Source organism: Lysinibacter cavernae (genome assembly GCF_011758565.1).
GTDB lineage: Bacteria > Actinomycetota > Actinomycetes > Actinomycetales > Microbacteriaceae > Lysinibacter > Lysinibacter cavernae.
Genome location: NZ_JAAMOX010000002.1, coordinates 867,708 through 892,835, shown reverse-complemented (window position 1 = coordinate 892,835; position 25,128 = coordinate 867,708). Strand labels below are relative to the sequence as shown.

Annotated in this window: 16 protein-coding genes; 8 read left to right on the top strand and 8 right to left on the bottom strand. The window is 58.7% G+C overall.

Going from position 1 to position 25,128, the window contains the following annotated elements; all coding sequences use genetic code 11:
* The first annotated feature begins 102 nt into the window (after positions 1-102).
* Together FHX76_RS13315 and FHX76_RS13310 are read left to right on the top strand one after the other, a co-directional pair.
* Entirely contained in the window at positions 103-1,128 is a 1,026-nt protein-coding gene (locus FHX76_RS13315; RefSeq protein ID WP_167151362.1) for a sugar kinase, read from the top strand.
* Complete coding sequence (locus tag FHX76_RS13310; RefSeq protein WP_167151360.1) at positions 1,112-1,846, top strand: IclR family transcriptional regulator; 735 nt, start codon at positions 1,112-1,114, stop codon at positions 1,844-1,846. The genes FHX76_RS13315 and FHX76_RS13310 overlap by 17 nt, the downstream gene beginning before the upstream one ends.
* Here FHX76_RS13310 and FHX76_RS13305 read toward each other — a convergent pair.
* Complete coding sequence (locus FHX76_RS13305; protein ID WP_167151359.1) at positions 1,843-2,814, bottom strand: Gfo/Idh/MocA family protein; 972 nt, start codon at positions 2,812-2,814, stop codon at positions 1,843-1,845. The two genes, FHX76_RS13310 and FHX76_RS13305, sit on opposite strands and share 4 nt — an antisense overlap.
* A gap of 31 nt (positions 2,815-2,845) precedes the next feature.
* Here FHX76_RS13305 and FHX76_RS13300 point away from each other — a divergent pair, with 31 nt between their 5' ends.
* A complete protein-coding gene (locus FHX76_RS13300; RefSeq protein ID WP_167151357.1) occupies positions 2,846-4,021 on the top strand; it encodes an amidohydrolase family protein in 1,176 nt (391 codons plus the stop codon).
* Here FHX76_RS13300 and FHX76_RS13295 read toward each other — a convergent pair.
* Positions 3,996-5,144, bottom strand: coding sequence for an extracellular solute-binding protein (locus FHX76_RS13295; RefSeq protein ID WP_167151356.1), 1,149 nt, complete (start codon positions 5,142-5,144; stop codon positions 3,996-3,998). The genes FHX76_RS13300 and FHX76_RS13295 overlap by 26 nt on opposite strands.
* 102 nt (positions 5,145-5,246) lie before the next feature.
* Here FHX76_RS13295 and FHX76_RS13290 point away from each other — a divergent pair, with 102 nt between their 5' ends.
* From FHX76_RS13290 to FHX76_RS13280, 3 genes are all read left to right on the top strand, one after another.
* Entirely contained in the window at positions 5,247-5,852 is a 606-nt protein-coding gene (locus tag FHX76_RS13290; RefSeq protein WP_167151354.1) for a bifunctional 4-hydroxy-2-oxoglutarate aldolase/2-dehydro-3-deoxy-phosphogluconate aldolase, read from the top strand.
* A gap of 8 nt (positions 5,853-5,860) precedes the next feature.
* A complete protein-coding gene (locus FHX76_RS13285) occupies positions 5,861-6,241 on the top strand; it encodes a Rid family detoxifying hydrolase (protein ID WP_167151353.1) in 381 nt (126 codons plus the stop codon).
* Positions 6,242-6,434: 193 nt separating this feature from the next.
* Positions 6,435-8,267 carry a DEAD/DEAH box helicase gene (locus FHX76_RS13280; protein WP_167151351.1) on the top strand — a complete coding sequence of 611 codons (1,833 nt, stop codon included), beginning with the start codon at positions 6,435-6,437 and terminating at the stop codon, positions 8,265-8,267.
* A gap of 149 nt (positions 8,268-8,416) precedes the next feature.
* Here FHX76_RS13280 and FHX76_RS13275 read toward each other — a convergent pair whose 3' ends face one another.
* The 4 genes from FHX76_RS13275 to FHX76_RS13260 all read right to left on the bottom strand — a co-directional run bounded on the left by FHX76_RS13275 (position 8,417) and on the right by FHX76_RS13260 (position 15,598).
* A complete protein-coding gene (locus tag FHX76_RS13275; RefSeq protein WP_167151350.1) occupies positions 8,417-9,475 on the bottom strand; it encodes a PD-(D/E)XK motif protein in 1,059 nt (352 codons plus the stop codon).
* A 14-nt stretch (positions 9,476-9,489) separates the two neighbouring features.
* Positions 9,490-12,042, bottom strand: coding sequence for a Z1 domain-containing protein (locus FHX76_RS13270; protein WP_243848797.1), 2,553 nt, complete (start codon positions 12,040-12,042; stop codon positions 9,490-9,492).
* Between the two features lie 253 nt (positions 12,043-12,295).
* A complete protein-coding gene (locus FHX76_RS13265) occupies positions 12,296-14,200 on the bottom strand; it encodes a GmrSD restriction endonuclease domain-containing protein (RefSeq protein WP_167151346.1) in 1,905 nt (634 codons plus the stop codon).
* 30 nt (positions 14,201-14,230) lie between these two features.
* The gene (locus tag FHX76_RS13260; RefSeq protein WP_167151344.1) at positions 14,231-15,598 is read right to left on the bottom strand and encodes a DNA cytosine methyltransferase; all 1,368 of its coding nucleotides are present in this window, start codon (positions 15,596-15,598) and stop codon (positions 14,231-14,233) included.
* A gap of 1,966 nt (positions 15,599-17,564) precedes the next feature.
* On the opposite strand from FHX76_RS13260, the gene FHX76_RS13255 reads away from it, so the two are divergent.
* The gene (locus tag FHX76_RS13255; RefSeq protein ID WP_167151342.1) at positions 17,565-17,807 is read left to right on the top strand and encodes a hypothetical protein; all 243 of its coding nucleotides are present in this window, start codon (positions 17,565-17,567) and stop codon (positions 17,805-17,807) included.
* 360 nt (positions 17,808-18,167) lie between these two features.
* Positions 18,168-21,692 (top strand): DEAD/DEAH box helicase, encoded by a 3,525-nt coding sequence (locus FHX76_RS13250; RefSeq protein WP_167151340.1) that lies wholly within the window; start codon positions 18,168-18,170, stop codon positions 21,690-21,692.
* 3 nt (positions 21,693-21,695) lie between these two features.
* Here the strand turns inward: FHX76_RS13250 and FHX76_RS13245 are convergent, their stop codons facing one another.
* Entirely contained in the window at positions 21,696-23,291 is a 1,596-nt protein-coding gene (locus tag FHX76_RS13245) for an amidohydrolase (RefSeq protein WP_341777954.1), read from the bottom strand.
* Positions 23,292-23,425: 134 nt separating this feature from the next.
* Positions 23,426-25,105 (bottom strand): beta-N-acetylhexosaminidase family protein, encoded by a 1,680-nt coding sequence (locus FHX76_RS13240; protein WP_167151339.1) that lies wholly within the window; start codon positions 25,103-25,105, stop codon positions 23,426-23,428.
* Positions 25,106-25,128: the final 23 nt, after the last annotated feature.

Below are 25,128 nucleotides of genomic sequence, written 5' to 3'. Positions count from 1 at the left end.
AAAACCTCCTCTTGGTTGCAACATGCGCAACGCCTATTGCAAACTATGTTGATAGAAGATTACAGTCGAGTTTCATAAAGTCAACACTTGAGGGAGATTTTCTTGAGCGATACCACCACAGCCCCCACAATCGATGTCGTGTGCGCCGGCGAATCCATGGCAATGTTCGTCCCCACCAAGCAGGGAGCCCCGAGCGCCAGTAGCCTGTACCAAATCTCCGTCGCCGGCGCAGAGTCTAATGTGGCCACCTACCTGCGAATGCTCGGCCTCAACTCTTCCTGGGTCAGCCGGGTCGGATCGGATGCCTTCGGCCGCTTCATCCTCGGCCATCTCGCCGACGAAGGCGTCGACGTTACCCATGCCGAGATTGACGACACGAAGCCAACAGGGGCGGCTTTTAAGAACCGAACCGCAGACGATACCCACGTTGATTACTACAGGTCGTCTTCGGCGTTCAGCGGCATCGGCCCCTCAACCGCGGCAAAGGCAACCGCCCTCAACCCAGCCATCATCCACATCAGCGGCATCACCCTCGCACTCTCGGAATCATGCAGGGACTTCATTGCGCATATCCTCGCCAACCGCTCCGCCGATTCGCTGGTGTCATTCGACGTAAACTGGCGCCCTGCCCTCTGGGAACACACCGAAGTCGAATCACCAGCAGACCGCATCCTCGCGACCGCCCAAGCTTCTGACATCGTGTTGGTTGGCCTCGACGAGGCCGAGGCGCTGTGGGGGCATACAAACGTTGCGGAAGTGCGAGCACTCATCAGCGCCCCGACAATTCTTGTTGTCAAGCAGGGAGCAAGCGGCTGCACGGTGTTCAACGACGGGCAGGTTATCCCGGTACCCGCCCTGTTCGTCAACGTCGTTGAGCCGGTCGGTGCCGGCGACGCGTTTGCTGCCGGCTTCCTGGCAGGTTACCTCGAACGTCGCTCAATCAGGGACTCAGCTAGGCTCGGCACTATCGTTGCAAGCAGCGCACTGAGCGTTTCAACCGACGTTGGACCGCTTCCACCCCCCGAGTTCATAGCTACGCTCCTCAACCTGGAGGATAGTGATTGGAACGGCCAACGATACCCAAGCGGGAATGACACAAGGAGTACCCCACATGTCGCAAACGGTTGACCGAGCACTGCAAATCCTTGACTATCTTGGCGAAGACGAACGAGACCTTGCCGACGTCGCCGCCCTGCTCGACGTGCATAAGTCAACAGCCCTCCGCCTCCTGCAAACCCTTGAGTCGCACGGGTATGTTCGGCACGACGAGCAGCACCGCTACCGCCTTGGCACCCAGCTCTTTCGCCTCGCCTCAGCAGCGCTCGGCAACCTCGATATCAGGGCCGTTGCCGCGCCCCACCTTCGCAGGCTCAGCGAGCGCACCCAGCAGACCATCCACCTTGCCGCCTTCGACGGCCAAGACGTGTTCTACATCGACAAGTACGAATCACAAAAAACGGTTCGTATGTACTCGCGCATCGGCGCCCCAGCGCCCCTCTATTGCACGGGTGTGGCGAAAGCAATCCTCGCGCAGCGCTCGCTCAGCGAGCAAGAGAGCCTCGCAAACGGCATCACCTACGTTCGCCACACCGAGCGGACGATCACCACGCCCGGCGATTTCCTTGCGGACCTCGCCGCGGTACGAAAGCGCGGCTACGCCCTTGACGACCGCGAGCACGAAGACTTCCTGCACTGCGTCGCCGTCCCCATCAAAATTGGCAGCCAACCCGTCATGCACGGTATTTCACTTTCAGCGCCAACCATCTTGCTCTCTCGGGAACAACTCCTCGACCTCGTGCCGCTCCTCCGGGAAGCGGCAGCGGCCATCAGCAACGACATTTCCTAACGACTCGGCTGCTGCCCAGCGATCTCGAGCGCCACACGAATGGACCAGAGCGCGTCGTCACAGGTCACCGCAAAACGGTCGGCCCGCCCGCTCACAACCGCGGCAAACTGGCGAAGCTCCGTCGCGAGGGCACCAACAGGGATGCCGTAGGCCTCCCCCTCTAACTCAATATCAGGAACCGTATCCCCGTCGACGCCTTCAACCACAAGGCCACCACCAGGAAGGGAGACCGTCGCAAACGTGTCATCGGTTGCTACCTCAAGCCGCGCGTCAATGTACTGGCGCGCGTGTGGCATCGTCCAACTGGTGTCGATCACGGCGAGCGCCCCTCCCTCAAACAGCAGCTGAGCCGACACCGTTTGGGGGAACGGGCGGCGGTCATCGCTCCACACCTGGGAGCTTGTCACCGACCGTAGCTGCGCCGGAATCAGTGCGCGCACCAGGTCGATGTCGTGAATCATGGCGCTCATCGCCGGATGTACCTCGCCGTGCAAGTCGAGCCGCTCCCTCGGCACGCGGCGCAGTGCCCGAAGATAGCGAACAGGTGACGCGCCAAGCTCCTCCACAAGCCTCGCAAACCCGGGAAGGAATCGACTCACGTGGGCAGGAAATACCAAGGCACGCTGCTCATCAGGCAGTACCTCAACCGCAGCAACGTCGCCGGAGGTTGCCACGATCGGCTTCTCGGTAAGGCAGGGCAACCCCCTGGATGTTGCGAGCAGCAGGTCACCAACATGCGCACCCGGCGGTGTCGCAATAATCACGGCGTCGGCAGCAACCGCATCCAGCGCCTCATCAAGACCCCCGAATGGCCGACCGCCAAAGGCCTCTGCGCAGGCTTCGGCCCGCGATCTGTCTCGATCGGCAACCCCGACCAGCTCAAACTCTGGCAGGAGCGAAACCGCGCGAACATGCCGTGCACCAAAATCGCCGGCTCCAACCACAATAACTCGAACCGCTGAACTCATTTTTGTACCCTTTACTCTCGTCAGGACTGTCATGTCATACCAGCTTCACGCCGCAACGGCGCTGCTCGGCCGCTCGCTCGAACCACACCGCGACGTCGCCATAACCGTCGCGAACGGCCTCATTACGCACATCACCACGGGTGTTGGGCCAGGAGACCTGCCCTCGCATCCGTTTGTCATGCCAGGACTCATCGATTGCCACGTGCACCTCGCGCTCAGTGGCGGCGAAGACGTTGAGCGCGAGGCACTGCAGCTCGACGACGACAGGGCCCTCGCCACTGCGCTCGTACACGCGCGCGCCCACGCGGGCTGCGGCGTCACGACCGTGCGTGATCTCGGCAGCCCCCGCCACGTCGTTCTGCTGGCCACACTGAACCAGGCGTTCGGCGACATCGGGATGCCACACGTCCTCGCGGCGGGCGCCATCAGCTCACCTGCTGGCCACGGTAATTTTCTGGCGGCCCATGCCGAGACCCTCGCCGAGTACGCCGTCGAGCTCGACGCCATTGCCAACGCTGGGGGCAAATACGTCAAACTCTTCGCAACCGGAGGGGTCGTCACGGCAGGAACGAACCCAGGGGCAACCCAAATGGATTCAACCCTCATCGAGAACGTCACCCAACTCGCCCAGAGCAAGGGCCTCCACGTTGGCACACACGCCCACGGCAAGCAGGGCATTCTCAACGCCGTCAGAGCCGGAGTAGACACGATTGAGCACTTTTCGTATCTCGACGACGAGATCGTTACCGGGCTCGCAGCCTCGCCCTCCCGGCTCGTTGGCACATACGTTGCCACAGAGCGGTTCATACTCAGCGATAACCGTTTCAACGCGACACCGGAGACGCTCGGCAAAATAGAGGCACACGCCCCGCACGAGCGCGAGGCCCTCAAGCGGGCCGTTGCCGCAGCATCCGGAGACAGGCCCATTGGCCTCGCCGCCGGCACGGATGCCGGAACCACCTTTAATCCCCACGGCTGGGGCCTCAACGAGCAGGCGATCGCCCTTGAGCGAAGCGGAATGTCACGCCTCGACGTCCTCAAAACGCTGACCATTCGCGGCGCAGATGCGCTTGGCATTCCCGCGGGAAGCCTCGAAGTGGGGCGGCAGGCAGACCTGCTCATTCTCGACGACGACCCGACAATGGATCTTGCGGCACTCCGAGCGCTTTCAGCGGTGTACATCAGCGGGGTTCCTGTGCCTCGATAGCAGAAAACCCCTCTGCGAGCGATGCAACAGAGCCGTCGATAACTGCCCCGAACAAGGTCATAAGCTCTCGGGCTCGACGCACATAATCAGGTCTGAAGGCGACATGGCCCAGGTCGGCGGCGGCCCAGGCCTCATCGATTACGCGCAACCATTCTCCTGCATCACGCTCCGCAGCAAGCCGGGCAAACCACGGCTCCCTCCGCACGTCGAGCCGGGGAAGGTCGAAGCGACCGACCTCGTGAATTTCGGCGAGCACCACGTCTGGCGAGTGTCTCCAGGCGATGAACGCGGCGGCATCCGCGGCTCTCGTTGACCAGCTCGTGATCGCGAGACCCTCCGCATACACAAATTGGGCTGGCAACCTGTCCCGAATGACCGAATATCCCATGGCACCGCGCACCGGAGAATCCGCCGCCTCAAAGAGGAACGGCCAGGCGCTTGTATCCAGCAGCATCAGGGCGTTGCCCTCGGCCATCTCGTCGCCAAGCTGAGCGTATGTCTCAGCAGTGAGCGCCCGCCCCTTGCTGGCATCTCGAAGCGTGACAAGCAGATCGCCAACTCCGCGCTCGAGGTCGTCGAGCGTCGGCATCCCCTCGTCTGGAAGCAGTCGAATCCGTTTGGCCGCCGCCCACCCGGCATATGTTTCGAAGCTCGAAAACTCGGCATTGCACCGTGCGAGCATTGGAATTATGTCGCCTCGCTGTGCCGTGGCGGTTTCAAGAACGTCACTGAGCGTTTGTGGTTTATTCCTGCCGAGTTCGGCAAGAAGGTCTTTCCGGTAGGAGAGCACACCTCCGGTGAGCGTGTGGGGGATGGCGTACAGCGAACCGTTTCTGCTCAGCGCTTCGATCGCAATCGGCGGAAAGTCTTGGTCTTGTCGCCGTACGTCTGCGCAGGCAACCGGCCTGAGCGCTCCCGCCGCGAGCAACTCGTCAAGGTACCAGTATGGGCAGGTCACAACGTCGGGGCGCCCGTCGCCTGCAAGAAGTTCGTCGTGCGCGACGTGCTCTGGCACGATCTCAATTGCGACGTTGATGCCGGTTGCAGCCTCGAACTCTGGCAGCTTTCTGCGGATGATCTCGACCGTATGGCCTTCTTTCAGCCAGACCCTGAGGGATGTCACTCAAACCTCCTTGTTGCGTATGTTGCAATGCATGTAACGACATGTGCAATTTATATATACACTAGCTCTCATCGCCCGTCCCCAACAGGATAAGGACCCCCAGTGCCGAGCAGTTTTTTCGAAACCCACCTAGAAGCGGCCCCGATCATCGCAATCCTCCGAGGCCTGAGCACCCCGTCGACCGTCGAGCTCGCGCAGCGATGCTGGGAGGCAGGCATCCGCCTCGTCGAAGTACCCGCCCAATCACCGGCGGCGCTCGATGCAATCACCGCAGCAGCCGAATACGCGGACGGTATCACTCGGTTCATCGGGGCCGGCACGATCTGCACCGCCGCGGATACCGTCGCAGCCCACGCCAGCGGCGCCCAATTTCTCGTCTCGCCAGGAACCTTTCCAGATTCCATCCGGGCAGCGGCAGAGCTGAAGCTCCCCTATCTTCCCGGCGTCGGCACAGCAACCGAAATGCACACAGCGCTGAGCCTCGGCCTTCACGTGCAAAAACTCTTTCCGGCAGACTCCATCCGCCCCCAGACGATCAAAACGTTTGCCGGGCCGTACCCGACGGTTCGACTGGTTGCGGTTGGCGGCGTCACCCCCGCATCCGCACCCGACTACCTCAACGCCGGCGCGCTTGGCGTCGGCGTCGGAAACGCCCTCTCTGACGAGCGGGCTCTCCGCGAATTTTCAACGCTCATCCCAAATAGATAGGAAACCACGTGGCAAAACAAGCAATCAACACCCCGCTCGCCCCGGTTCCGGTCGCCTCGTATTCGCAGGCCATCCGAAAAGGCGACTCGCTGTACCTGGCAGGCCAGGGCGGCTTTGACGTCAACACCGGAGCCCTCGTCGGCGACGGCGTCCGCGAACAAACGAGACAGACCCTCACCAACCTCGCGCACGTCGTCACGGCGGCCGGCGGCAACATGGACGACATCGTGACCGTGCGCGTCTACATCAGCGCCCACGAAGAATTTGCGGGAATGAATGAGGTCTACGGCGAGTTCTTCAACGAGCCATACCCGGCCCGCACCACGGTTTCGGCTGGGCTTGGCCCAGGAATGAAGGTCGAGATCGACGCAATCGCGGTGCTCGGCTAACGCTCCCCCTGCAAGTCGTCACGCTCTGCGCATCCTCTGGCAAAACCCAATGCAGCAGATCGTGACGACTTATTGGCGCAGCGCGCACTCCCCAACCCCCAAAACCTCACCCAAACCCGGTGAATCCCCTGCCAATCCGGCGCTGAGCCGCCCAAATGCCCCCATAAGTGGCCAAGACGGACTAGCCTAAAGCGTGACTTCTCTTGATTCTCCGGCTCAGGCCGACGCAGACAACACTCCCGCTTCGCTGACGTTCTCCGAACTCGGCTTGAATGACGCCGTACTTAAATCCCTCAAAGACATCGGATACGAGACCCCGTCCGCTATCCAGGCCGCCACCATTCCCGCGCTCCTTGAGGGCCGCGACGTTGTTGGCCTCGCCCAGACAGGAACCGGAAAGACGGCCGCGTTTGCGCTGCCAATCCTGTCGCGCATTGACGTGCACCAGAAGACCCCGCAGGCACTTGTGCTTGCCCCCACTCGCGAGCTTGCGCTGCAGGTGTGCGAGGCGTTCGAGTCGTACGCGTCCCACACGCGCGGCGTCCACGTGCTGCCCGTTTACGGCGGCCAGGGATACGGCGTGCAGCTCTCGGCCCTTCGCCGCGGAGTCCACGTAGTCGTTGGTACGCCAGGTCGCATCATGGACCACCTCCAAAAGGGCACGCTGGATCTCACCGAGCTCAAGTACCTGGTGCTTGACGAGGCCGACGAGATGCTCAAGATGGGCTTCGCCGAAGACGTTGAGACGATCCTCGCAGACACCCCAGACACCAAGCAGGTCGCGCTGTTCTCGGCGACCATGCCAACGAGCATCCGCCGCATCTCAAAGAAGTACCTGAACGACCCAGAAGAGATCACGGTCAAGACCAAGACGACCACGTCGGTCAACATCACCCAGCGCTACCTCATCGTGTCGTACGCCCAGAAGGTGGATGCCCTCACGCGCATCCTTGAGGTCGAGAACTTCGAGGCCATGATCATCTTCGTTCGCACCAAGAACGAAACCGAAACGCTTGCCGAGAAGCTGCGCGCCCGCGGCTACTCAGCCCAGCCGATCAACGGAGACATCGCTCAGGCCCAGCGCGAGCGCACCGTCAACCAGCTCAAGGCAGGCAAGCTCGACATCCTCGTGGCCACGGATGTTGCCGCCCGCGGCCTCGACGTTGAGCGCATTAGCCACGTCGTGAACTTCGATATCCCGACCGACACCGAGTCCTACGTGCACCGGATTGGCCGCACCGGACGCGCCGGTCGCAGCGGTGACGCCATCAGCTTCATCACCCCGCGCGAGCGCTACCTGCTCGGCCAGATCGAGAAGGCAACGCGCCAGCCACTCACGCAAATGCAGCTCCCGAGCGTGGATGACGTCAACAGCACGCGCCTCTCGCGCTTCGACGACGCCATCAGCACGGCCCTCGCGCAGACCGACAAGATCGCGCAGTTCCGCGACATCATTGACCACTACGTGCGTCACCACGATGTTCCGGAGGCGGATGTTGCTGCCGCACTCGCGATCGTCTCACAGGGCGAAACGCCACTCCTGCTCGACCCCCGCGACGAGCGCCCAGTGCGCGAGGAGCGCCGTTCGTTCGACCGCGATGACCGTGGCGGACGCGGAGGCCGGGACCGGGATGACCGCGGACGCGGCTCTGACCGCTCGGATCGCTTCGGCGGCGGAGACCGCCCAGAGCGCCGCTCACGCCCAGGCGACAAGCAAATGGCTTCCTACCGCCTCGCGGTCGGCCGTCGCCACAAGGTTGAGCCCCGCCAGATCGTCGGAGCCCTCGCCAACGAGGGCGGCCTGAGCCGCGGCGACTTCGGCGCCATCGAGATCCGCCCAGACTTCTCCCTCGTGGAGTTGCCGGCAGACCTCCCCGCCGACACGCTCGACCGCCTGCAGGCGACGCGCATCTCTGGCAAGCTCATCGAGATCCGCCCAGACCGCGGCCGCCCGTCCCGCTCATCGGATGCCGGCGACGGCGACGACCGCGGCTACAAGAAACCCCGCCACAAGAAGCAGTGGTAGCGATGGGGCGTTCGGCGGGCTAAACGGCCTGCCGAACGACTTCCCCAAGCAGAGGTTCTTGACGTCTCCGCTCAAGCGGATGCTCGTTAGAGCACAGGCACACCCTCACCCCGGGTGCCAGGTGGGATAAGTTGGCATTGAAATCGCGGTCAGAACCCGAGAACATAATCTGCAACTTGGTTTGCCCCTGCCACAGGATTACTAGGGGATACTGTTGTGGGCAATTCAACTCGGAATCGTACGGAGTTGGCGTCAACATGGCGATGAGCCACGATGTCATCTCTCCGTAACACCTCAATGCCCGCATCTGACATGTCATAAGCACGGAAGAATTTCGTGAGAAACGGTGTCGCATACTTAGGGTCGGGCGCTAGGGCTTTGTGTTCGTATCCGCCACCCTCACTATTTCCGTATTCGATGAGATAATTCAGAAACTTTTCAACAGTCGCTTGTCCGTGGCTAGTCTCTTCGACTCTGCAGATAATACGATCCACAAGTTGAGGTATCGTGAATACGTTTCCTTCTTGCTCAGCAGGCTCCAGTCCAATGCTCACAAAGAGCAACCGGCCCTCTGTTAAACCTCCACTTAATCCATCATTGGGCTCGATCTGGTGAGTTCCTTCCACCAAATGCGAAGAGGCGTTCCTTGTCGTTGTTTTCACCTCGACACCAGTATTCCCCAAGGAAAAGTCACGCGAAGACTGCTTCCACCCGTCCCACGATCTGATGATCGAGACCACCTGGTTGTCCTCGCCGCGCCGGCACAACGCATCAAGCAGAAGAAGTTCGCCAGCGAGCCCAACGATTGCTTGCCTCGATAGGCGTAACCTCTCGATTGCCAACTCAATTAAAGGTTCAGTGCGCGCAAACGCATGGGCGAGTGATGAATCTGCTCCGGCTCGCAACAACTCCGTACAGATAAACGCTGCAACCTGATCGAAATGTTCAACCGCGGGGAACAGAAGTCTGTTTGCATCAAAAGGTTCCGCACCGACCCGATGCCACGTATGGAATTCAATTGATTCGCTGACGATGAGAGAAATAGCGGTCAGCTTGGAACCTGCTAGAAACACTTCTATGTGCCCCTCGTGATCGCGCGCAAGACCGACGACGTGCGCATCGGTTGTCCAGGTAACGTCACGTGTATCTGAAAACGGAGCACTCGGAATGCTCTCAATGAGATGGAGCACAGATTCATAGCTCGCCATCACTATTTCGCCTCTCAGGGTTTACCGGTTATTCCAGCACGGGTTGCTGCGAACTGTTCTGGCCCACCTGCGGGGATGCATATACCCACGGCAACAGCCGGGTGGGGCTGGCCGGGATGCTGATTAACATAAAACAGAATCTGACCGGCTGAACCTTCAGGCCTCCACGGAGCGCCACTCGTCAGCATTGGCACGGGTTCTCGACGATGGTAGTAGTCAAAGAATTGATCTCCCCGATAATCGAGTGGGCCAGCGTCTGGGTCATTGGCTCCCCACTCGTTTCCGAGGGTGTTATTCTCCCGTACCTTTTTGTTTGTTGCGAGAATCTCGAATCCCAGATTTGCAAGACGACCGTCGTTAATCGGTGAGCCTGAGCCATATCGGATACCGACAGTAAACCTCGGCTGATAACTCTGTTTTGCGCGGAGATCGGCCATAGACCAGATATCCGACGGTGCACCTGTGACGAAGAGCCCCCGCACCGGTCTCGTGAGACATGCATCCCAGAGCCGAAAGTATGCCGGGATCGCATAAGGGCAGTCCTGTCTAACGGTTGACGCGTCACCCGCAAGGGACGACGGGGCCGCGTAGAACTGCGTTCCGTTAGGCAAAGCATGAACAGCTGATACGCGCGACTGGACATGTCTCCAGAGCTCTGCCAGTCTATGGTCTATTCCGGGATGGTAGGCATCAAAAACGAGGCTGCCGAGAAGGTCTGCCGCTTCTGTGAGCGATACCGTCTCATCGAGAGCACGGCCTCTTTTGCTACGTCCAACTATCACGTCCGATGAGCTTCTAGACGTAAACAACTCAGCGACCAAATCTACGTTAGGATCAGGCTCCTGTCCACTGTTGATGAGAGTTATAAACGGTTTCGAACTCGGACACAGCGGTGTCCTTCCGAGGTTGGCAATTTTTCCTGTGGCAAGGAATTCCAATCCATGCAGCATGACAGGCGAGGGCGCCTCGCCCGCCATGGCTTCAGAAGTTGAGATGCGGATGGCTTCGTCAATGTCGTGATATGCCTTGAACAAGTCGAGTTGCGAGCGACCGGCAAACAAACGACATAGCTCTATGTGTTTACCTCGGTATCCAAACCAACGCTGCATTTGCATCTGCGTATCAGCGAGAGGAGTGTTTGATCCTCGCTGAAATAATGCCGTAGACATACCCTCCAACGTCAATCCTCGAGCCATGACATTGCCCGAAACAAAAATAGTGGAGAGGTCCCGAGCTGCGTGCCACTGTCCGTCTACAGAGTTGAACGATGGCTTGTACTCAGGACGGTCATCGGCGGCAGGATCGCTGTTGACAACTGATACTCGTGTACCTGGGATAATCTCCGTTTCCAAGATTTCCTTGACGATTGACCAGTCGGGGATTTCGCGGGGATTTATGATGTTAAACTGGGTCGTTATTTCACTAGATGACTCTCGGTATCTGTCGATCCACTTTTCCCAAAGAGGCTCTTCGCTACGCATTTTCGCGATAAGCACGTTCGGTAAGTAAGCATTTCCAGATTCGAGATGCTCCCGGGCCTTAGTACGGTCATCGATTCCGGCCCAAAGCAATACGTCCTCAGCACCCTTAAAATGTCGTCCAATTTCGGCAGACGGATGAAAAAGCATCGAATGCGGACTTGGCGACTCAGCAATCGCGTCTTCCCGAGTACTGAAGCCTAGGTCTGTGATGGAGTGAGGCCCTAGGACACCGCCCGCTCGGTGGAGTCTAATTGCGCCTGAGACGAGGAATGCACGAATTGCCTCGCCGAGGTCGTCGTCCTCATCCGCCGTAAGTTCTACGCAGAGACCAGCTGACGCGCCCCGTCGGTAATAAACCTCACCACCAGTATAAAAATTATCCATCCCCGTCGGCTCTGGATACGTTGATGACTTAGCTACATCGGTACGGGTAGTGTCAACGGGATGTCCGACATCTAGAGGTGTACGCAAAGAGATGACAAAATCACGTGGGGCAAGGGGATTATGATCCTCCTGAAGGAGATTCGCCTGAGGCGTCGCGGTGTACCCGACATAAGTAGCGAACAGGTTAGAGGGTGCTTCTGTTGAACGTGGGTCCCAGAGATCAGCGATAGCACGAGGAATCTGTTTGAGACTGGGGGAAAGCGGATCTTGCTCTGCCTCAACTGCAGCATCAAGAACAGAGCCGTCATCAGCCTCATCATCGAGTACGAGCATGTGGACAGGTCGCTCGAGTTCCTCCACCGCTCCGAAAACGCTACTGCGCAGGGCGTTTCCAAGGGCATAGAGATGGTTAGTTTGTTTCATTGCGACGACGATCAGAGGTCGATTTTGATTCAGTTTTCGCCGTACTTGCGCAGTAGACAAACGGTACGTATCTTGTAGCGATGTCGAGACACCGGACAACGCGACCCCTGGTGCAGGGCATAGAATTCGCTGATTGGCTTTCGCAGCGTTTTCGATACCGGAGTCGAGTTGATCCGCAAGTCGTTCATATGTCTGGCGCCACAATGACAACCGCGTACCTGCGAGTATGACAACGATGTCAACACTGCGATCGAGCGCGAGCGCGGTGACTCCGAACATTGATGCGGTCTTACCAGATTGAACCGAGCCCATGACGAGGCCGGTCCGAGCGCGATCTTGTGGCCATCCCGGTCCGCCGGGCTCGCCTTCCGCAAAGATACCGCGATTTAATATGTAGGCGCTGTCAGTTTCTAGTACAGCACGAGCTGTCTCTGTTAACCCCGTTAGCTCAGCCGAGTACCTAGCCCACCAAGAATCTGTTGAGCGCAACGGCGCTTCGAGATACAATCGCTCCGTTTTGTTCTCCATCATATTACTGGCGTTTCTCGCCTTCCGGTGGGAGCTTCGACCCAAGGAGCGACTCAATCCCAGATGAGCCAAATCTCGTGCGGATTTCATCGGATGCAGTTGCGATATCGATTCCCAACTTCCCTACAACACCTTCGGCAATCCTAGCGATGTAGTCCCATTGAGTGCGTGTTTGAGTCTTCTCAGGGCGTATCCATTCTTCAACTGCTGCTTTGCGGATTTCATCAGCGGATGTTTCGATACGGTTTTCAATATCGTCAGGTGAACCTGCCAGAGCAATCGTGATTCCGACCAGTGAGCCGACAAGCTGAAGATCCTGCCACTTACTAGTCTTACCATCACCACGAAATGAATCTGGCCAGAGCTCGTCATGTGCTGCATGGACGTCTACCGACTGAGCTATCAGTTTGAATAAGCCGGCGATGCGTGAACCATCGCGTAGCGGATGAGTAACTTCGCTTTGGACCTGACCCAAAAGAAGATCTGTATGACGGGCTGTTGAAGGCAGGAGTTTTCCACCTGTATCGCTAACGAGTGTAGCCACTACCCAACCCAGAACTTTGGTCCTACGATAACGTGATTCACCGAACCCGTAATCTACAAGGTTCTTGCCCAGGTCAAGTATCCCGTTGACGCTAGTTAGCGAGGGAGCAACATCTGAGATATCCGCACGCGGGTTTGCATCACCAGCAGCGATAAGGATCGCGCGAGTCAGTTCAATATCATGGTAAACAGCGTTGCGGATTTCCTCCGCGTTGAGATGCATGCCTTGCTTGTTGTAAAGCTTGAAAACTTCATGGATCTGTCGCTGGCTTGCCTTCGTGTATTCGATGACAGGAACTTTATAATCGGGCGCCCCCTCAAAGAGTTCCTTAATCGTTACTTCCTGATCAGAGACGCGTATCGTGTTGTCACGTATTTCCGTGAAATATTTTCCGCGCAAGAGTTCCAGTTCAGGACCGGCCAAGCCGCTGTTGGTCCCATTCCGTAGCTTAAAAGGGAAATAGAAGTCGTCTTCAAGCTTTGCGGTGAGAGGCTCACCCATATATTGTTTCCAAGCTCTGCGAAATTTGGGATAATCATTCGCAAAGAGAAAAGGCAGGTTTACCTCCGGGTGCTTTGCGTTTGCCTCGGCGATTTTCGCGAGCGCGACCGGGTGTTGTCCGACAAAACGCAGAATTGCGGTAAGCCTCTGTTTGCCGTCAACAACATCATGCGGAGTCTTTGCGCCAGTGCGAAGCAGGATGATGGAAGGTAGCGGTATGCCTCGGAGGATGGACTCGATAAGGGCTTGCCGGTCACCGGTACGCCATACATCCCCACGCTGGTATGAAGGGGCTAGGTTCATTTTCCTATTAGTTAACTGGAAGATGGGCCACACATCAGCCTTTGCGTTTACAGGATCATGAGTGACTGGTCCGGTAGTGTCATCTTCAGTCACCCACCTTTCAGTCCAGCCAGCCGTCACGGAGGTTCGACTACTGCCTTCAGTATCGATATCAGTCAGGAACTCCTGCTGTAAACGTAATGCCAGTTCAGCGCGCTCACTCAATCGTTCAAGGGCTGCCTCGGTCAGCCGCAATCGGAGGCCGTCTGATTCAGCACCATCGTTGGGGTTGTCAAAACTGAGAGATGACACAAGGCTTGCAAGGAAAGCATCAGTGTCGGTGGTAGAAAGGTCCTCGCCAAAATGAAGCCAGCCTTGAACGTCCGCTAGTCGGGACATCCAGTCATCTGTGTCGAAGCGGACTTCAGTAACCGCAAAAGGCGAGCCGAACTGAAGGCCTACCGGCGAATCCGTTGCCTCGGACAACTGGGACAGAGATTCCGCGATTCTAGCTTGCAGCTGAGAACGAGTGTCATCCTCCTGCACTTCGTCAACCTCAGGCTCTTCGATGATGTTACTCAATTCAACACTCCTCAGTGAATGTGATCACCGCTACGCGGCAACCTGTCGATCTGAACTTGGCCCCTCTTGAAGAAAATGAGCAAGAAGGGGCTCCGCAATTTCCTTCACAACACGTGCGTTGACGGCATTTCCGAGGGCCTTATACGCGTTCAAATCATTTTGCGGGAGCATGATCTTGCCAAGGCTCTGAAGAGCCGCGCACTCGTGAGGACTCATGTAGCGTCGAACGCCTGCGATCTCGGCACCAAGAATAGGAACTTGAGTGTGGGTCATAGCTATCAAGCTTGGTGCAGTTGAGGTGCGCTTGACCCTAATACCTGAAGCCCGAACCTGTATAACAAATTTGTCGATTCGTCGAGCTTCGCCCTGAGCATTCCATTCAAATTTTTGAAGGCTTGACGGGAATTCCCATGGCTTCCATTTTTTCATCCAAGGAAGAATCCAACTGCTATTGGTTTCAAAGAAATTACGATTCTGACGAATAAACGACTGCTTCCATTTTGGAAACTTATAATCACCGGGACGCCTGGAATGGCTTGGGATCAACCCGTATTGATCCTCAACTGAGAGATCATGCAACGACGTTCCGAAGCATCCATTGAATCCTGAAAGACCTCGAGACTGCTGTTCCTTCCATAACGCTGGAGGGGTAGCCTCTTCGTAGGGATAAGTTGCCCCAAACTCCATCGCCCAGATCGGAAAAGAAGGGAGCTTGACTCCTTCAGATAGCTTCAGGAAATCATCCCACATATTGATTGCACGAAGCGTTTGCTCCGGCACCGCGCGAACATCTACGCCCTCGCGTTGTAGAACTGAACTGATATCTGTTTTGCTACGGACTGGACTCGGCAACTCAAAACCATCCAGCCCATCGAGCGAACCAATAAAATAGGCTCGTTCACGAACCTGAGGAACACCAAACTGGTGCGGTGAGAGACGCTCAACTCTTACTTTGTAGCCAAGCTCATTCTCAAGTTTACCTACGATGGTTTCCAAGGTGTTACCGTTGTCGTGTTTCAGAATGTTCGGGACATTTTCAAGGATAAATCGTCGAGGGCGTTTGACCTTTAGTATCTCGAACACCTTGAAAAACAATTGACCCTGAAGCGTGTCTCCGAACCCCAATTGTTCGCCGGCCTTTGAGAACGGCTGACAAGGAAACCCTGCAGTGAGCACATCGTGGTCGGGGACCTCTTGAGCGATCTTCGCCTCAGAATCAAGAGTATTTATGTCGGACCATGGAACGAGGCCGTAGTTGGCATCGTATAAAGAGTTGAGCGTGGGCTCCCATTCAGCAGCAAAAACGCCTTGACCGCCGAGCTCTGCAAGCGCCACATGAAACCCCCCCAAACCGGCAAAAAGGTCGATAAAACGAAAACGTACGTCGGGCTGATCCATTTGTTCCCCTTTCAACACGAATTCGTTTTTTCATCTGCCAGATGCATCATGCGCATGTGAAACTCACAATGAATCTGGCTAAGTTAGGGACCTACCTTGGCCAAGCAAGTTTCACTGGTGTCGTGGCCTACTCTATCGAGGGGGTATGACATTCAAAACGTTGCCGCGCCGTGTTTTAGTCAGCCTAGCTCTAACAATGTGGGCGCAACTCACTTGTATGCAAGTCGAGTTGGATACCTGAGAGGACTTTTCAAACGCCGTTATTCCATGTCCAACTTCAGTACTGCACTTCCTTGCTAGTCCCGCGACCTTAGATATGTGAACCCAACGGTGCCCGGTAATTACGGCGTCGCAATATGGGACAACAGCGGAGAACGTCGTGATGTCGAACCAATCATGCTGTTCCTATGGGTGCGTTGTGTCACGATGCTTTCAATAACGCAACGTTGTCAAGGTAAAGGCAGAAGGAAGTTGAGCGACGAAAGAATGCACCATTTCCGTCGGCGTCTTTTCGAGGACCCTATCGAAGACGAGTCTTCGCGGGTCATGATTAAGGTCCTCAGCAATCTCATTTATCTCGCCTAACAGGGAGATAAGCTCCTGTCGTACAAGAAAATCCCACATTTGCCGTCTAAGTTCATGACTTTGAGCCAACCGGTCTCGGAGGTTATGTTCGTCTTTCATATACTGCGTTCCGTGCCGATGCTCTGGCGTTCGGCCGGCTCCTTCACTTTCGAGGATTTTCTGCGTCCCAACAACTTGAAGCTATTCCCACCCCGGACCACTTGGGGGCACGAGTAGGCAAAACTTTGGGTGGCTGCGCAGCCCCCCCCCTCTTTTACAGTGCCATCAGATGAGGCTAGCGACTCGACGAAACGGAACTGGCCGTAGGGTGAGTTGAATGCGTGCGTTGCACCATGACCCAGCAGGTCGCTCGTCGAGGAAGGTGCGGTTGGCTTGTCTGTAAGTTGGGCTATCAACTTCTGCACTTCAAGGTGACGAACACTGTGCGTTGGCAATAGCGCTGTGTATCCTGAAACTTCTTTCATGACTACGCCAACTTTTCCCCGAGAACTTTGCTCATGTCTATGCCAAAGTTCCAGGTAATCAGCCGCCGATAGAGGAACTACAACTTGACCAGACCTGACAGCTGTTTCCAGCGCAGATCGAACGACACCCCACCTAGCATCTTCTTGGTCGCATCCCTTTGTCATGGAGGCCCCAATATTCATATCGAGGTAGTAGGACGATCGACTTTGAGGTCATCTTCTAGTTATGCGCAAAGACCAGATGCTCGGGTGAACAACATTCAGCCGATAAGAATCTGAATAGGGGTTGTGGGTACATCCGGCGCGTAAGCGTGCCAGTCGGCACATTTCGTCAGCCGATGTTGATCCGATGATTAATACCAGATATTTGTCAATGATGTAATTTGAAGAAACTTCACGCCCTCTCAAGCCTGGTCAGAGATCTGCCGGAGTCGAATCACCGATTTAGACTCCGAGATCAGGAAACACCAACGTCACTGCAGACATGAGTTCCTTCGCTGTCGCCCTATCCAGCTGAATTGTTTGGCTCACTTTTGGAAGCGACATTCGCTCGTCCGAACCAAAAGTGGAGAGTTGGAACAATCGCTGACCTCCTGCATCAATCAATGCCCATTCAGCATCAACCTCCGTCGGGTGAACCTTGCTCTGTGACGCTGATTGCGTCAAACTACGTATTCTTGCCATTCCCATTCCTTTCGGAAACTCCCACGGATGCTTCGTTCTCGCCACAATATCTGCAAACCAATCGCGAATCTAGCCCGCATACAAAGCACCCACATTAGGCTCCACACCCTGACCGAAGTCCCCGTGGCAGCGCCCAATGCCGCCACCGCAGCGCCTCATTGTGTCAGCGTTTGGCCTCTTCGGTAGGCAGCACGGAGGCATCATGCTATTGCCGATCTCATGCGGGCGCTGGGGTGGATGATGCATCCGTCCGCTTATCCGTCTCGCCGTTAAAGCGGCGGGGCATTGTTGAGAGCGTCAAGCGGGACAATGTTGCCGCGTATCGGCTGCCGCCCGCGCTTGAGGTGATCTTTGTGGTCTGTGAAGAGCGCATCTATCATCCCAAACGCGCCCCGTCAGGCGACCCGAGGTTACTCACCTCGTACAGCGTTGTCGGGTCTGGCCGGATGCTCCAGCATGGGCTAGGGCGCTGCTGACCTAACCTGGATACGGACGGCTTTCGCCAACGCTCTGTATTGTGCCGCTCACCGTCAAGAAAGACACTGCGATTGAAGTCAATCGCCTCAATCTCACCTCGTAGGTTGAGCTGCTCACGGGCGAACCGATCACACGTCGCACCCCGTGCTCAGATTGCTCACTTGTAAAAGAAGTTGTCACGTTCTCTGAACGTGTAAAGAAATCAGCAAATTCTTTACAGGTCCATCTAGAAGTCACCCACGCAATCCAAGGTTGCAAGAGAACATTCCGCCTTGTTCGGGATAGCTCAGGGGCTCCATTGCGGAGTAACACCGGCCCCCTGTCCCAAACTGTCAGTAGCATGGGCCAGACTTAACAATATGTTCTCCGAAGCCGACGCCCTCAGCCTTGTTGGCGAGGAGATCCTTGGCAGCGGGCGGCGGTATTTTGAGGCCGGCAAGGTTGGTCCGCTCACGGTCAGCTCCGGCGGAAACACCGTTAATGCCATGGTCTCGGGCACGCGGCCAAGGCCCTATGCGACCGTGGTGACCTTTCCCGTAACCGATTCCGGGTGGGATCGGCCACTCATGACCATGTGCTCGTGTCCCGTCGCCGGCAATTGTAAGCATGGTGCAGCGGTGTTGTTTGCGCTGCTGAATCGGCCAGAGCACCAGGAGACCGAGGCGCCACCATCCAGTTGGCTGCACGAAACAGATCACGGGCTGAGCGGATTCTTCCCAACGGAGATCAGCGCGGCGCCCGCAATCGACCGCATCCCGCCGTGGGAGCGGATGCTCAGCCGCATCGCGGCGACCACGCACGATCATCCCGCGACCGCAGAACTCGCCCTGCAATTCGAACTGCTCGACCCTAAAAAGCATCGCGTGAGCCGGGCGCGCGCCCGGGCTGGCAAGTCGAGCAACGCGCGATTCAGGCTCGGCATCCGTCCGGTGATGCGCGCCGAGAGCGGCAACTGGGTGCGCACCGGCGTCACCTGGTCAAAGCTCAAGACGCCCGAAATCCGAGAACAGGTGGATGCCGCGCAGCTCGACTGGTTCCGCACCATCGACTCGCTCGCCAACGCGACCGACCCCGAAAGCTACTACTACACCGATGCGAGCTGGATCATGCTCGACACCTTCGACAGCCCCCTGTTATGGACGTTGCTCGAACAGGCACAGGCCCTCGGCATCCCACTGCTCAACACCAAAAAAACAGCGCCTCCCGTCGGCATCGAATATGAGGGCGCGAGCATCGCCGTCAACACCGTCGCTGGCCCGCGCGGGCTCAACCTCCGCCCCCGCGTCTCGCTTGGCGGCGCCGACCTGGATGCCACAAACGTCGGCTACCTCGGCAGCCCAGCCCATGGCCTGTTCACCTGGCACGGCGACGGGGATGCGCTCAAAACCTACCGCGTTACCCTTGCGCGGCTCGATGAGCCACTCTCCGAGCCGGTCAAGGCGCTGCTGACGCAGGCAAAACCCGTCAACATCCCCAACCGAGACGCGGCGAAGTTCACCGACGAGCACCTGCCTCTCCTGCAGCGGGCCGTGCGGGTGGTCTCAACCGACCAGAGCATCCACATCACCGAGCGGGCCAAACCCCGGCTTGTACTCGGCCTGCAGTCAGTTGATACGGCCTCAGCTGATACGATCTCAGCGGCAGATGCCCTTGAGCTCAGCTGGCGCTGGGAATACGTTGACGCGCACGGTTCAACGGCGGATGCCAGCGCCGCGCCCGGGGCAAACGGCACCTCACAGCCAGTCACGGCCGTGCACACGCGCGACCCAAAAGCGGAGCGGGCCATCATCGCCGGGCTGCGCATCCCGTATCCACGGTATCCATCGCTCATCGAGGCCGCCAACAAAACAGCAGGCGACTCGGCTGCTGCAGGCGAATCAATAACAGTCGGCGGCTCAGGTGCAGCTAGCGGCCCGGCACCCTCGGGTTTTGCGCCCGTCTCGATGGCCGATGGCTCGCCAGCAACACTTCACGCATCCGCCCAACTCACTGGGATGCAAATGGTGACGTTCCTCGTCGACGAGGTTCCGCGACTCGAAGCGCTTGGTGGCATCCGCATCGAACGAGACCCGGCTATCCCCGAGTTCCGCGAATCCGTGAACCCCGCCGAGGTCACGCTCTCCATCAACGAACGTGACGACAGCCGCGACTGGTTTGACCTGGTCGCGGCGGTTTCGGTCGACGGAGAACAGGTGCCGTTTGAGTGGCTCTTTGTTGCCCTCGCCAACGACGAAAAATACCTCGTGCTGCCGAGTGGCACGTTCTGCTCGCTCACCGACGAACGGTTCCAGCGGCTGCGCGCGCTCATCGAAGAAGCCAGAAAGCTCGGCGAGATCCACGGCGACACCGTCTCGATCAGCCGGTTCCAGGCCGGGCTGTGGGGCGAATTCGAAGAGCTCGGCATCATCACAAAGCAGGTGGATGCCTGGCAGCAGCTGGTCAGCGGCCTCGCCAACCATTCGAGCATCCAGCAGCAGCCAACCGCCGAAGGGTTCACGGCGAAGCTTCGTCCGTACCAGCAGGAGGGCTACGACTGGCTCACGTTCCTCTACGAAAACGGGCTTGGCGGGGTGCTCGCCGACGATATGGGGCTTGGCAAGACCATCCAGACGCTTGCGCTCATCACCGGGCAGCAGAACGCGACACCAGACCCGTTCCTCGTTGTCGCGCCAACAAGCGTCGTCGCAAACTGGGCGTCAGAGGCCGCGAAGTTCGCACCGAGACTCAAGGTCGTTGCGCTCGAAGGCACGGTTGCCCGCAACAAGACAGACCTCGCCGACCTCATCGGTGACGCCGACATTGTGCTCACGTCGTACGCGCTATTCCGCATTGACTTCGACCGCTACGAAGAACTGCAGTGGGCAGGCCTCATCCTCGACGAAGCCCAATTTGCCAAGAACCATCAGTCGAGCACCTACCGAGCGGCCCGCCTGCTGAGCGCCCCCTTCAAACTCGCCATCACCGGCACGCCGATGGAAAACAACCTCATGGAGCTGTGGTCCATGTTCTCCATCACCGCGCCCGGCCTGTTTGGCAGCCCCGCCCACTTCACCGACTACTACCAAAAGCCCATCGAGAAGGAGGGCAATGGCGAGCGGCTCGACCAACTCAAGCGCCGCATCCGCCCCCTCATGCTGCGTCGCACTAAGGAGCTTGTGGCTACCGAGCTGCCACCAAAGCAAGAGCAGGTGCTCACCCTCAACCTCAACCCGTCGCAGCGCGCCATCTACGACACCTACCTGCAACGCGAACGCCAAAAAGTGCTTGGGCTCATGGACGACCTCGACGGCAACCGCTTCCAAATCTTCCGCTCGCTGACCCTGCTGCGGCAAGCCGCGCTCGACGTCTCGCTCGTGGATGCCGAACACACCGGCGTCGCCTCCACCAAGATCGACGCCCTCGCCGACATGCTGCAAGAGATCGTCGCGGAAGGCCACCGCACCCTCATCTTCAGCCAGTTCACGTCGTTCCTCGGAAGTGTGCGCGACCGCCTCGACGCCGAAGGAATCCGCTACGAATACCTCGACGGCGCGACGACCAAGCGGGCAAACGTCATCCGCAACTTCCGCGAGGGCGATGCCCCGGTATTCCTCATCAGCCTCAAATCGGGCGGGTTTGGACTCAACCTCACGGAGGCCGACTACTGCATCCTGCTCGACCCGTGGTGGAACCCGGCAGCAGAAGCCCAAGCCGTCGACCGCACCCACCGCATCGGGCAGACGAGGCAGGTCATGGTCTACCGTTTCGTCGCCAAGAACACCATCGAAGAAAAAGTCATGGCGCTCAAGGCAGGCAAAGACAAACTCTTCGAGAGCGTCATGGGTGACGGCGACATGACCAGCACCAAACTCACGGCAGACGATATTCGCGGGCTGCTTGAGTAGCCACTACAGCACAGGCACCCCAGCCAGATACACCCCGAGCACCCGCGTCTCCGCGAGCTCCTCAGCAGAAACCGTCGACGGGTCGCGGTCCACGATCACGAGGTCGGCGTACTTGCCAACCGTGATGCTGCCGAGCACATCATCCGAACGCAGCTGCCAGGCCGCGTTGATGGTGTGCGCACGCAGGGCATCCGAACGCAGCACACCGGCCGCGCCGTCGAGCACCCGGCCAGAGCGCGAGCGGCGCGTTTCTGCGACGGCCATGTTACGGAACGGCTCAAGCGGCGTCACCGTCCCATCATTATGGAACGTGGCGCGGATGCCGGTGGCGAAGGCTGCGGCGGCATCCGCCCAGCGCTCACCCGGCTCACCAAACAGGTCGTCAACGAGCACATCGCCCCAGTAGTACACGTGATCCGCAAACACGCTCACTGTCACGCCAAGGGCTGCCGCTCGCTCGAACTGCTCTGGCGTCATTGCCCCAACGTGTTCGAGGCGGAAGCGGTGGTCGGTCAGTCCGGAGTCGAGGATGACGCGCTCCCACGCGTTGAGCACGCTGTCAATCGCGAGGTCGCCATGCGCGTGGCAAGAAAGCTGCCAGCCCTCGGCCGCGTAGCGCTGGCTGATGCTCAAGATTTCTTCTTCGGTGAAGTTTGCGGCACCAACGTGGCCGGGTTCAAGACCGATGGATGCCGTGACGTCGTTACTGAGGTATGGGAACGAGGTTGCGATGTTGCCGGTCCACGGCGAACCGTCTGCCCAGGTTTTGATGCCGATCTGCCTGACGAGGTCGTCGCCAGCATCCGCCCGACCAATGGCACCCCCAGTAGCCGTTGACATTTCGTACAGCCTGAGCCTCGCCGTCAGGGCGCCCGAGTCACGAAGCACGTCGAGCAGTGCGTTTTGGGCCGGGTTCCAGCCGAGGTCGGCCACCGTTGTCACACCGGCCCGGTTCGCCCGCACAAGTTCATCGGCAAAGAGCTTGGGAAACTCCGACTGAGCCTTTGCCATGGTGGGTCCTGCGAGCAGCAGGAGCACGCCGGCCTCAACGCCAACACCGGTGAGGTCGCCGTTTTCGTCTCGGCGAAATGCAGCGCCGTCGGGGTCAGGGGTTTCGCGGGTTACCCCGGCCACACGTGCTGCCGCAGCGTTGAAGTACACGGCATGCCCCGAGTTATGCACGATGACGAGCGGGACATCGCCGGCAAGCGCGTCGAGCTCCGCCATAGTTGGCTCGTTCAGGCCGCGTTGCAGGAGCGGGTCCCAGCCGTTGGCGAGCACGCCCTCTGGGCGCTCCGAAATTGCGCTACGCAGCGCATCCATAACTTGATCGGCTGTTTCGAGCACAACCGGGCGGATATCAACAACAAACTCGCTGACAAAAACAGCGGAGCCAGACGGATGCCCGTGCGGCTCGACGAGGCCAGGCATGAGCACACGGCCACCAAGGTCGATGAGCGCTGCATCTGGGGCACGGGCGACCAGGTCACGCTCTGAGCCGACCGCGAGAATCCGCTCGCCCTCGATCAACACGGCCTCGGCAATCGGCTGGTCGTCGTCCATGGTGAGCACGCGGCCCACAAACAGTGTTTTGCTCACGATCGGTCTCCCCCGTTGAAGTGCGACTCAGTAGTTCGAGGCTAGCGCACCAGCGGGGCAGAGCATTCGGCACGATCTTCCGCCGCCAAGGCAGAGGGCCAGAGGGCGGAAGATCGTGGCGAGTTGCCCTCGGGCTAATACCCCATATAGACGCGCTGATTAGCCCGCTCTGACAGCCACAACCAGCGCCTTACGGCCTCGCCGGACTGGCTAGATGCCGCACTCAAGGCTTCGTCGCGGATGGCGGTCAGCCGCCCAACATCAAGGAACTGATTCGCATCCATCTCCTGCATGAGCGAGATAAACGCCTCGGCCTCGCCAGCCCCACCAACGCGAGGCGCGATGTCGGAGGCCACAAAATCGGCCCAGGTGAGCGAGGAATCGTAGCCAAACCGACCAAACGCGAGGTAGCTCAGCTCACTCGACACGTTGTAGGGCGAGGGCTCGCCCCACACCGTCAGGCCCTGCATCGAGACGTCTTCCGCCTTCTTCGAGAGCTCGGCAAAGACGGGGGCGTTAAACGCGTAGCGCTCGGTGCGGTCGTCGCCGTTCCACTGGCAGGCGAACTGGCTACGGATGACGTTGGTCTTGGTTGGCAGCGCCGCGACCTGCGCCGACGTGAGCTCAGTTTTCATGCGATCCCAGTAGCTGCGGTTGAACGTGTGCTGATAGATGCCACCCTTCGGCAGGGTCGAGAGCGGTTCGTGGGCATCCTCGTCGAGCAGGTTATCCCACTGCAGCTCGCAGTAGACCCAGAGGTCGCTGTCAATGGATTTGGCCGCGTTAAACAGGCGGGGAAAGTTATCCGCCATGTCAGCGTGCGACCAGAACTCGGCGTTGTGGTCGCGGCGGCTTGCCAGTTCGCGGTCACCACGGCGTTTGATGCAGAGCGCGCAGCCACACACCCCGTAGTCGCCGCCCTCAACGTTGATGCCACCGGGGCGGAGGGTGTCGACAAGCCAAGAAATGGAGTCTTCCATCCAGGCGATGCTCTCCGGCCTCGACGGGCAGGCCGTGCGGGTGTAGTCACTCTTCGGAAAGTTGAGCGGGAACGACAGGTCTTTAAGTTGGAACCCAACCCCGCGCTCCATCTCGGCGGCGAACTCGGGGTTTTGGGCCAGCCACGTCGCGAGGTTATATTTATGGTCGCCCTCCCAATACACGCCGCCGTAGGCACCAATCGCGAGACCTGGAATCACACGAACCCCACGGTACTTGCCGTAGTCGCACAGCTCCTGCGCCGCGGGGATGCCGCCGTGCGAATCCCGCAACATGCCGTAGATGACGATCGCGGAGATCTGGTGTTTACTGCAAAAGTCGACCATGCGCTGATAGTCGCGGAGGAAACCCTGTGGCGGCTTGCCATACGGGTTGAACACGCCGATCTCTTGGTGCCCGATCTGGTTGAGCTCCCAGTTGGTCGAGTGGTCCCACGTCCAGAACGTGCGATAGGCGAGGGCTGGTTTGCGGTCGGTGATTCCTGCCTCGACGCTGATGCCGTTCGGCACGCGCTTGGCGATTCGCTGGACCAGCTCTTCGACGCCGTAGATCACGCCTGAGTATGGGCCGCCGGTTACGGTAATGCGCTGGGTGCCGTTTGTTTCGACGCTGATTCTGAAGGCTCCCTCCTCAAGGCTGTCGGATGCCGTCAGCAGCACGGTTGGCATGGTCGACGGGATGGATTCCCCCTGCCGAGCCTCGATCCAGTCGAGGTCGGCCCACTCTTCGCGCAGTCTGGCGGCGGCGTGTGGATGCTCGTCGGCCCCCTGCAGGGCGACCCGGGAACTCAGGTGCAGCGTTGCATTCGACGTCAAGATGATTCTCCTTTTGGTACACA

What these genes read in the sequence shown, in the direction of transcription:
- FHX76_RS13310 (WP_167151360.1), top strand. Translation starts at nt 1,112, where the DNA reads ATGTCGCAAACGGTTGACCGAGCACTGCAAATCCTTGACTATCTTGGC.
- FHX76_RS13305 (WP_167151359.1), bottom strand. Translation starts at nt 2,814, where the DNA reads ATGAGTTCAGCGGTTCGAGTTATTGTGGTTGGAGCCGGCGATTTTGGT.
- FHX76_RS13300 (WP_167151357.1), top strand. Translation starts at nt 2,846, where the DNA reads ATGTCATACCAGCTTCACGCCGCAACGGCGCTGCTCGGCCGCTCGCTC.
- FHX76_RS13275 (WP_167151350.1), bottom strand. Translation starts at nt 9,475, where the DNA reads ATGGCGAGCTATGAATCTGTGCTCCATCTCATTGAGAGCATTCCGAGT.
- FHX76_RS13270 (WP_243848797.1), bottom strand. Translation starts at nt 12,042, where the DNA reads ATGTTCGGAGTCACCGCGCTCGCGCTCGATCGCAGTGTTGACATCGTT.
- FHX76_RS13260 (WP_167151344.1), bottom strand. Translation starts at nt 15,598, where the DNA reads ATGGATCAGCCCGACGTACGTTTTCGTTTTATCGACCTTTTTGCCGGT.
- FHX76_RS13250 (WP_167151340.1), top strand. Translation starts at nt 18,168, where the DNA reads ATGTTCTCCGAAGCCGACGCCCTCAGCCTTGTTGGCGAGGAGATCCTT.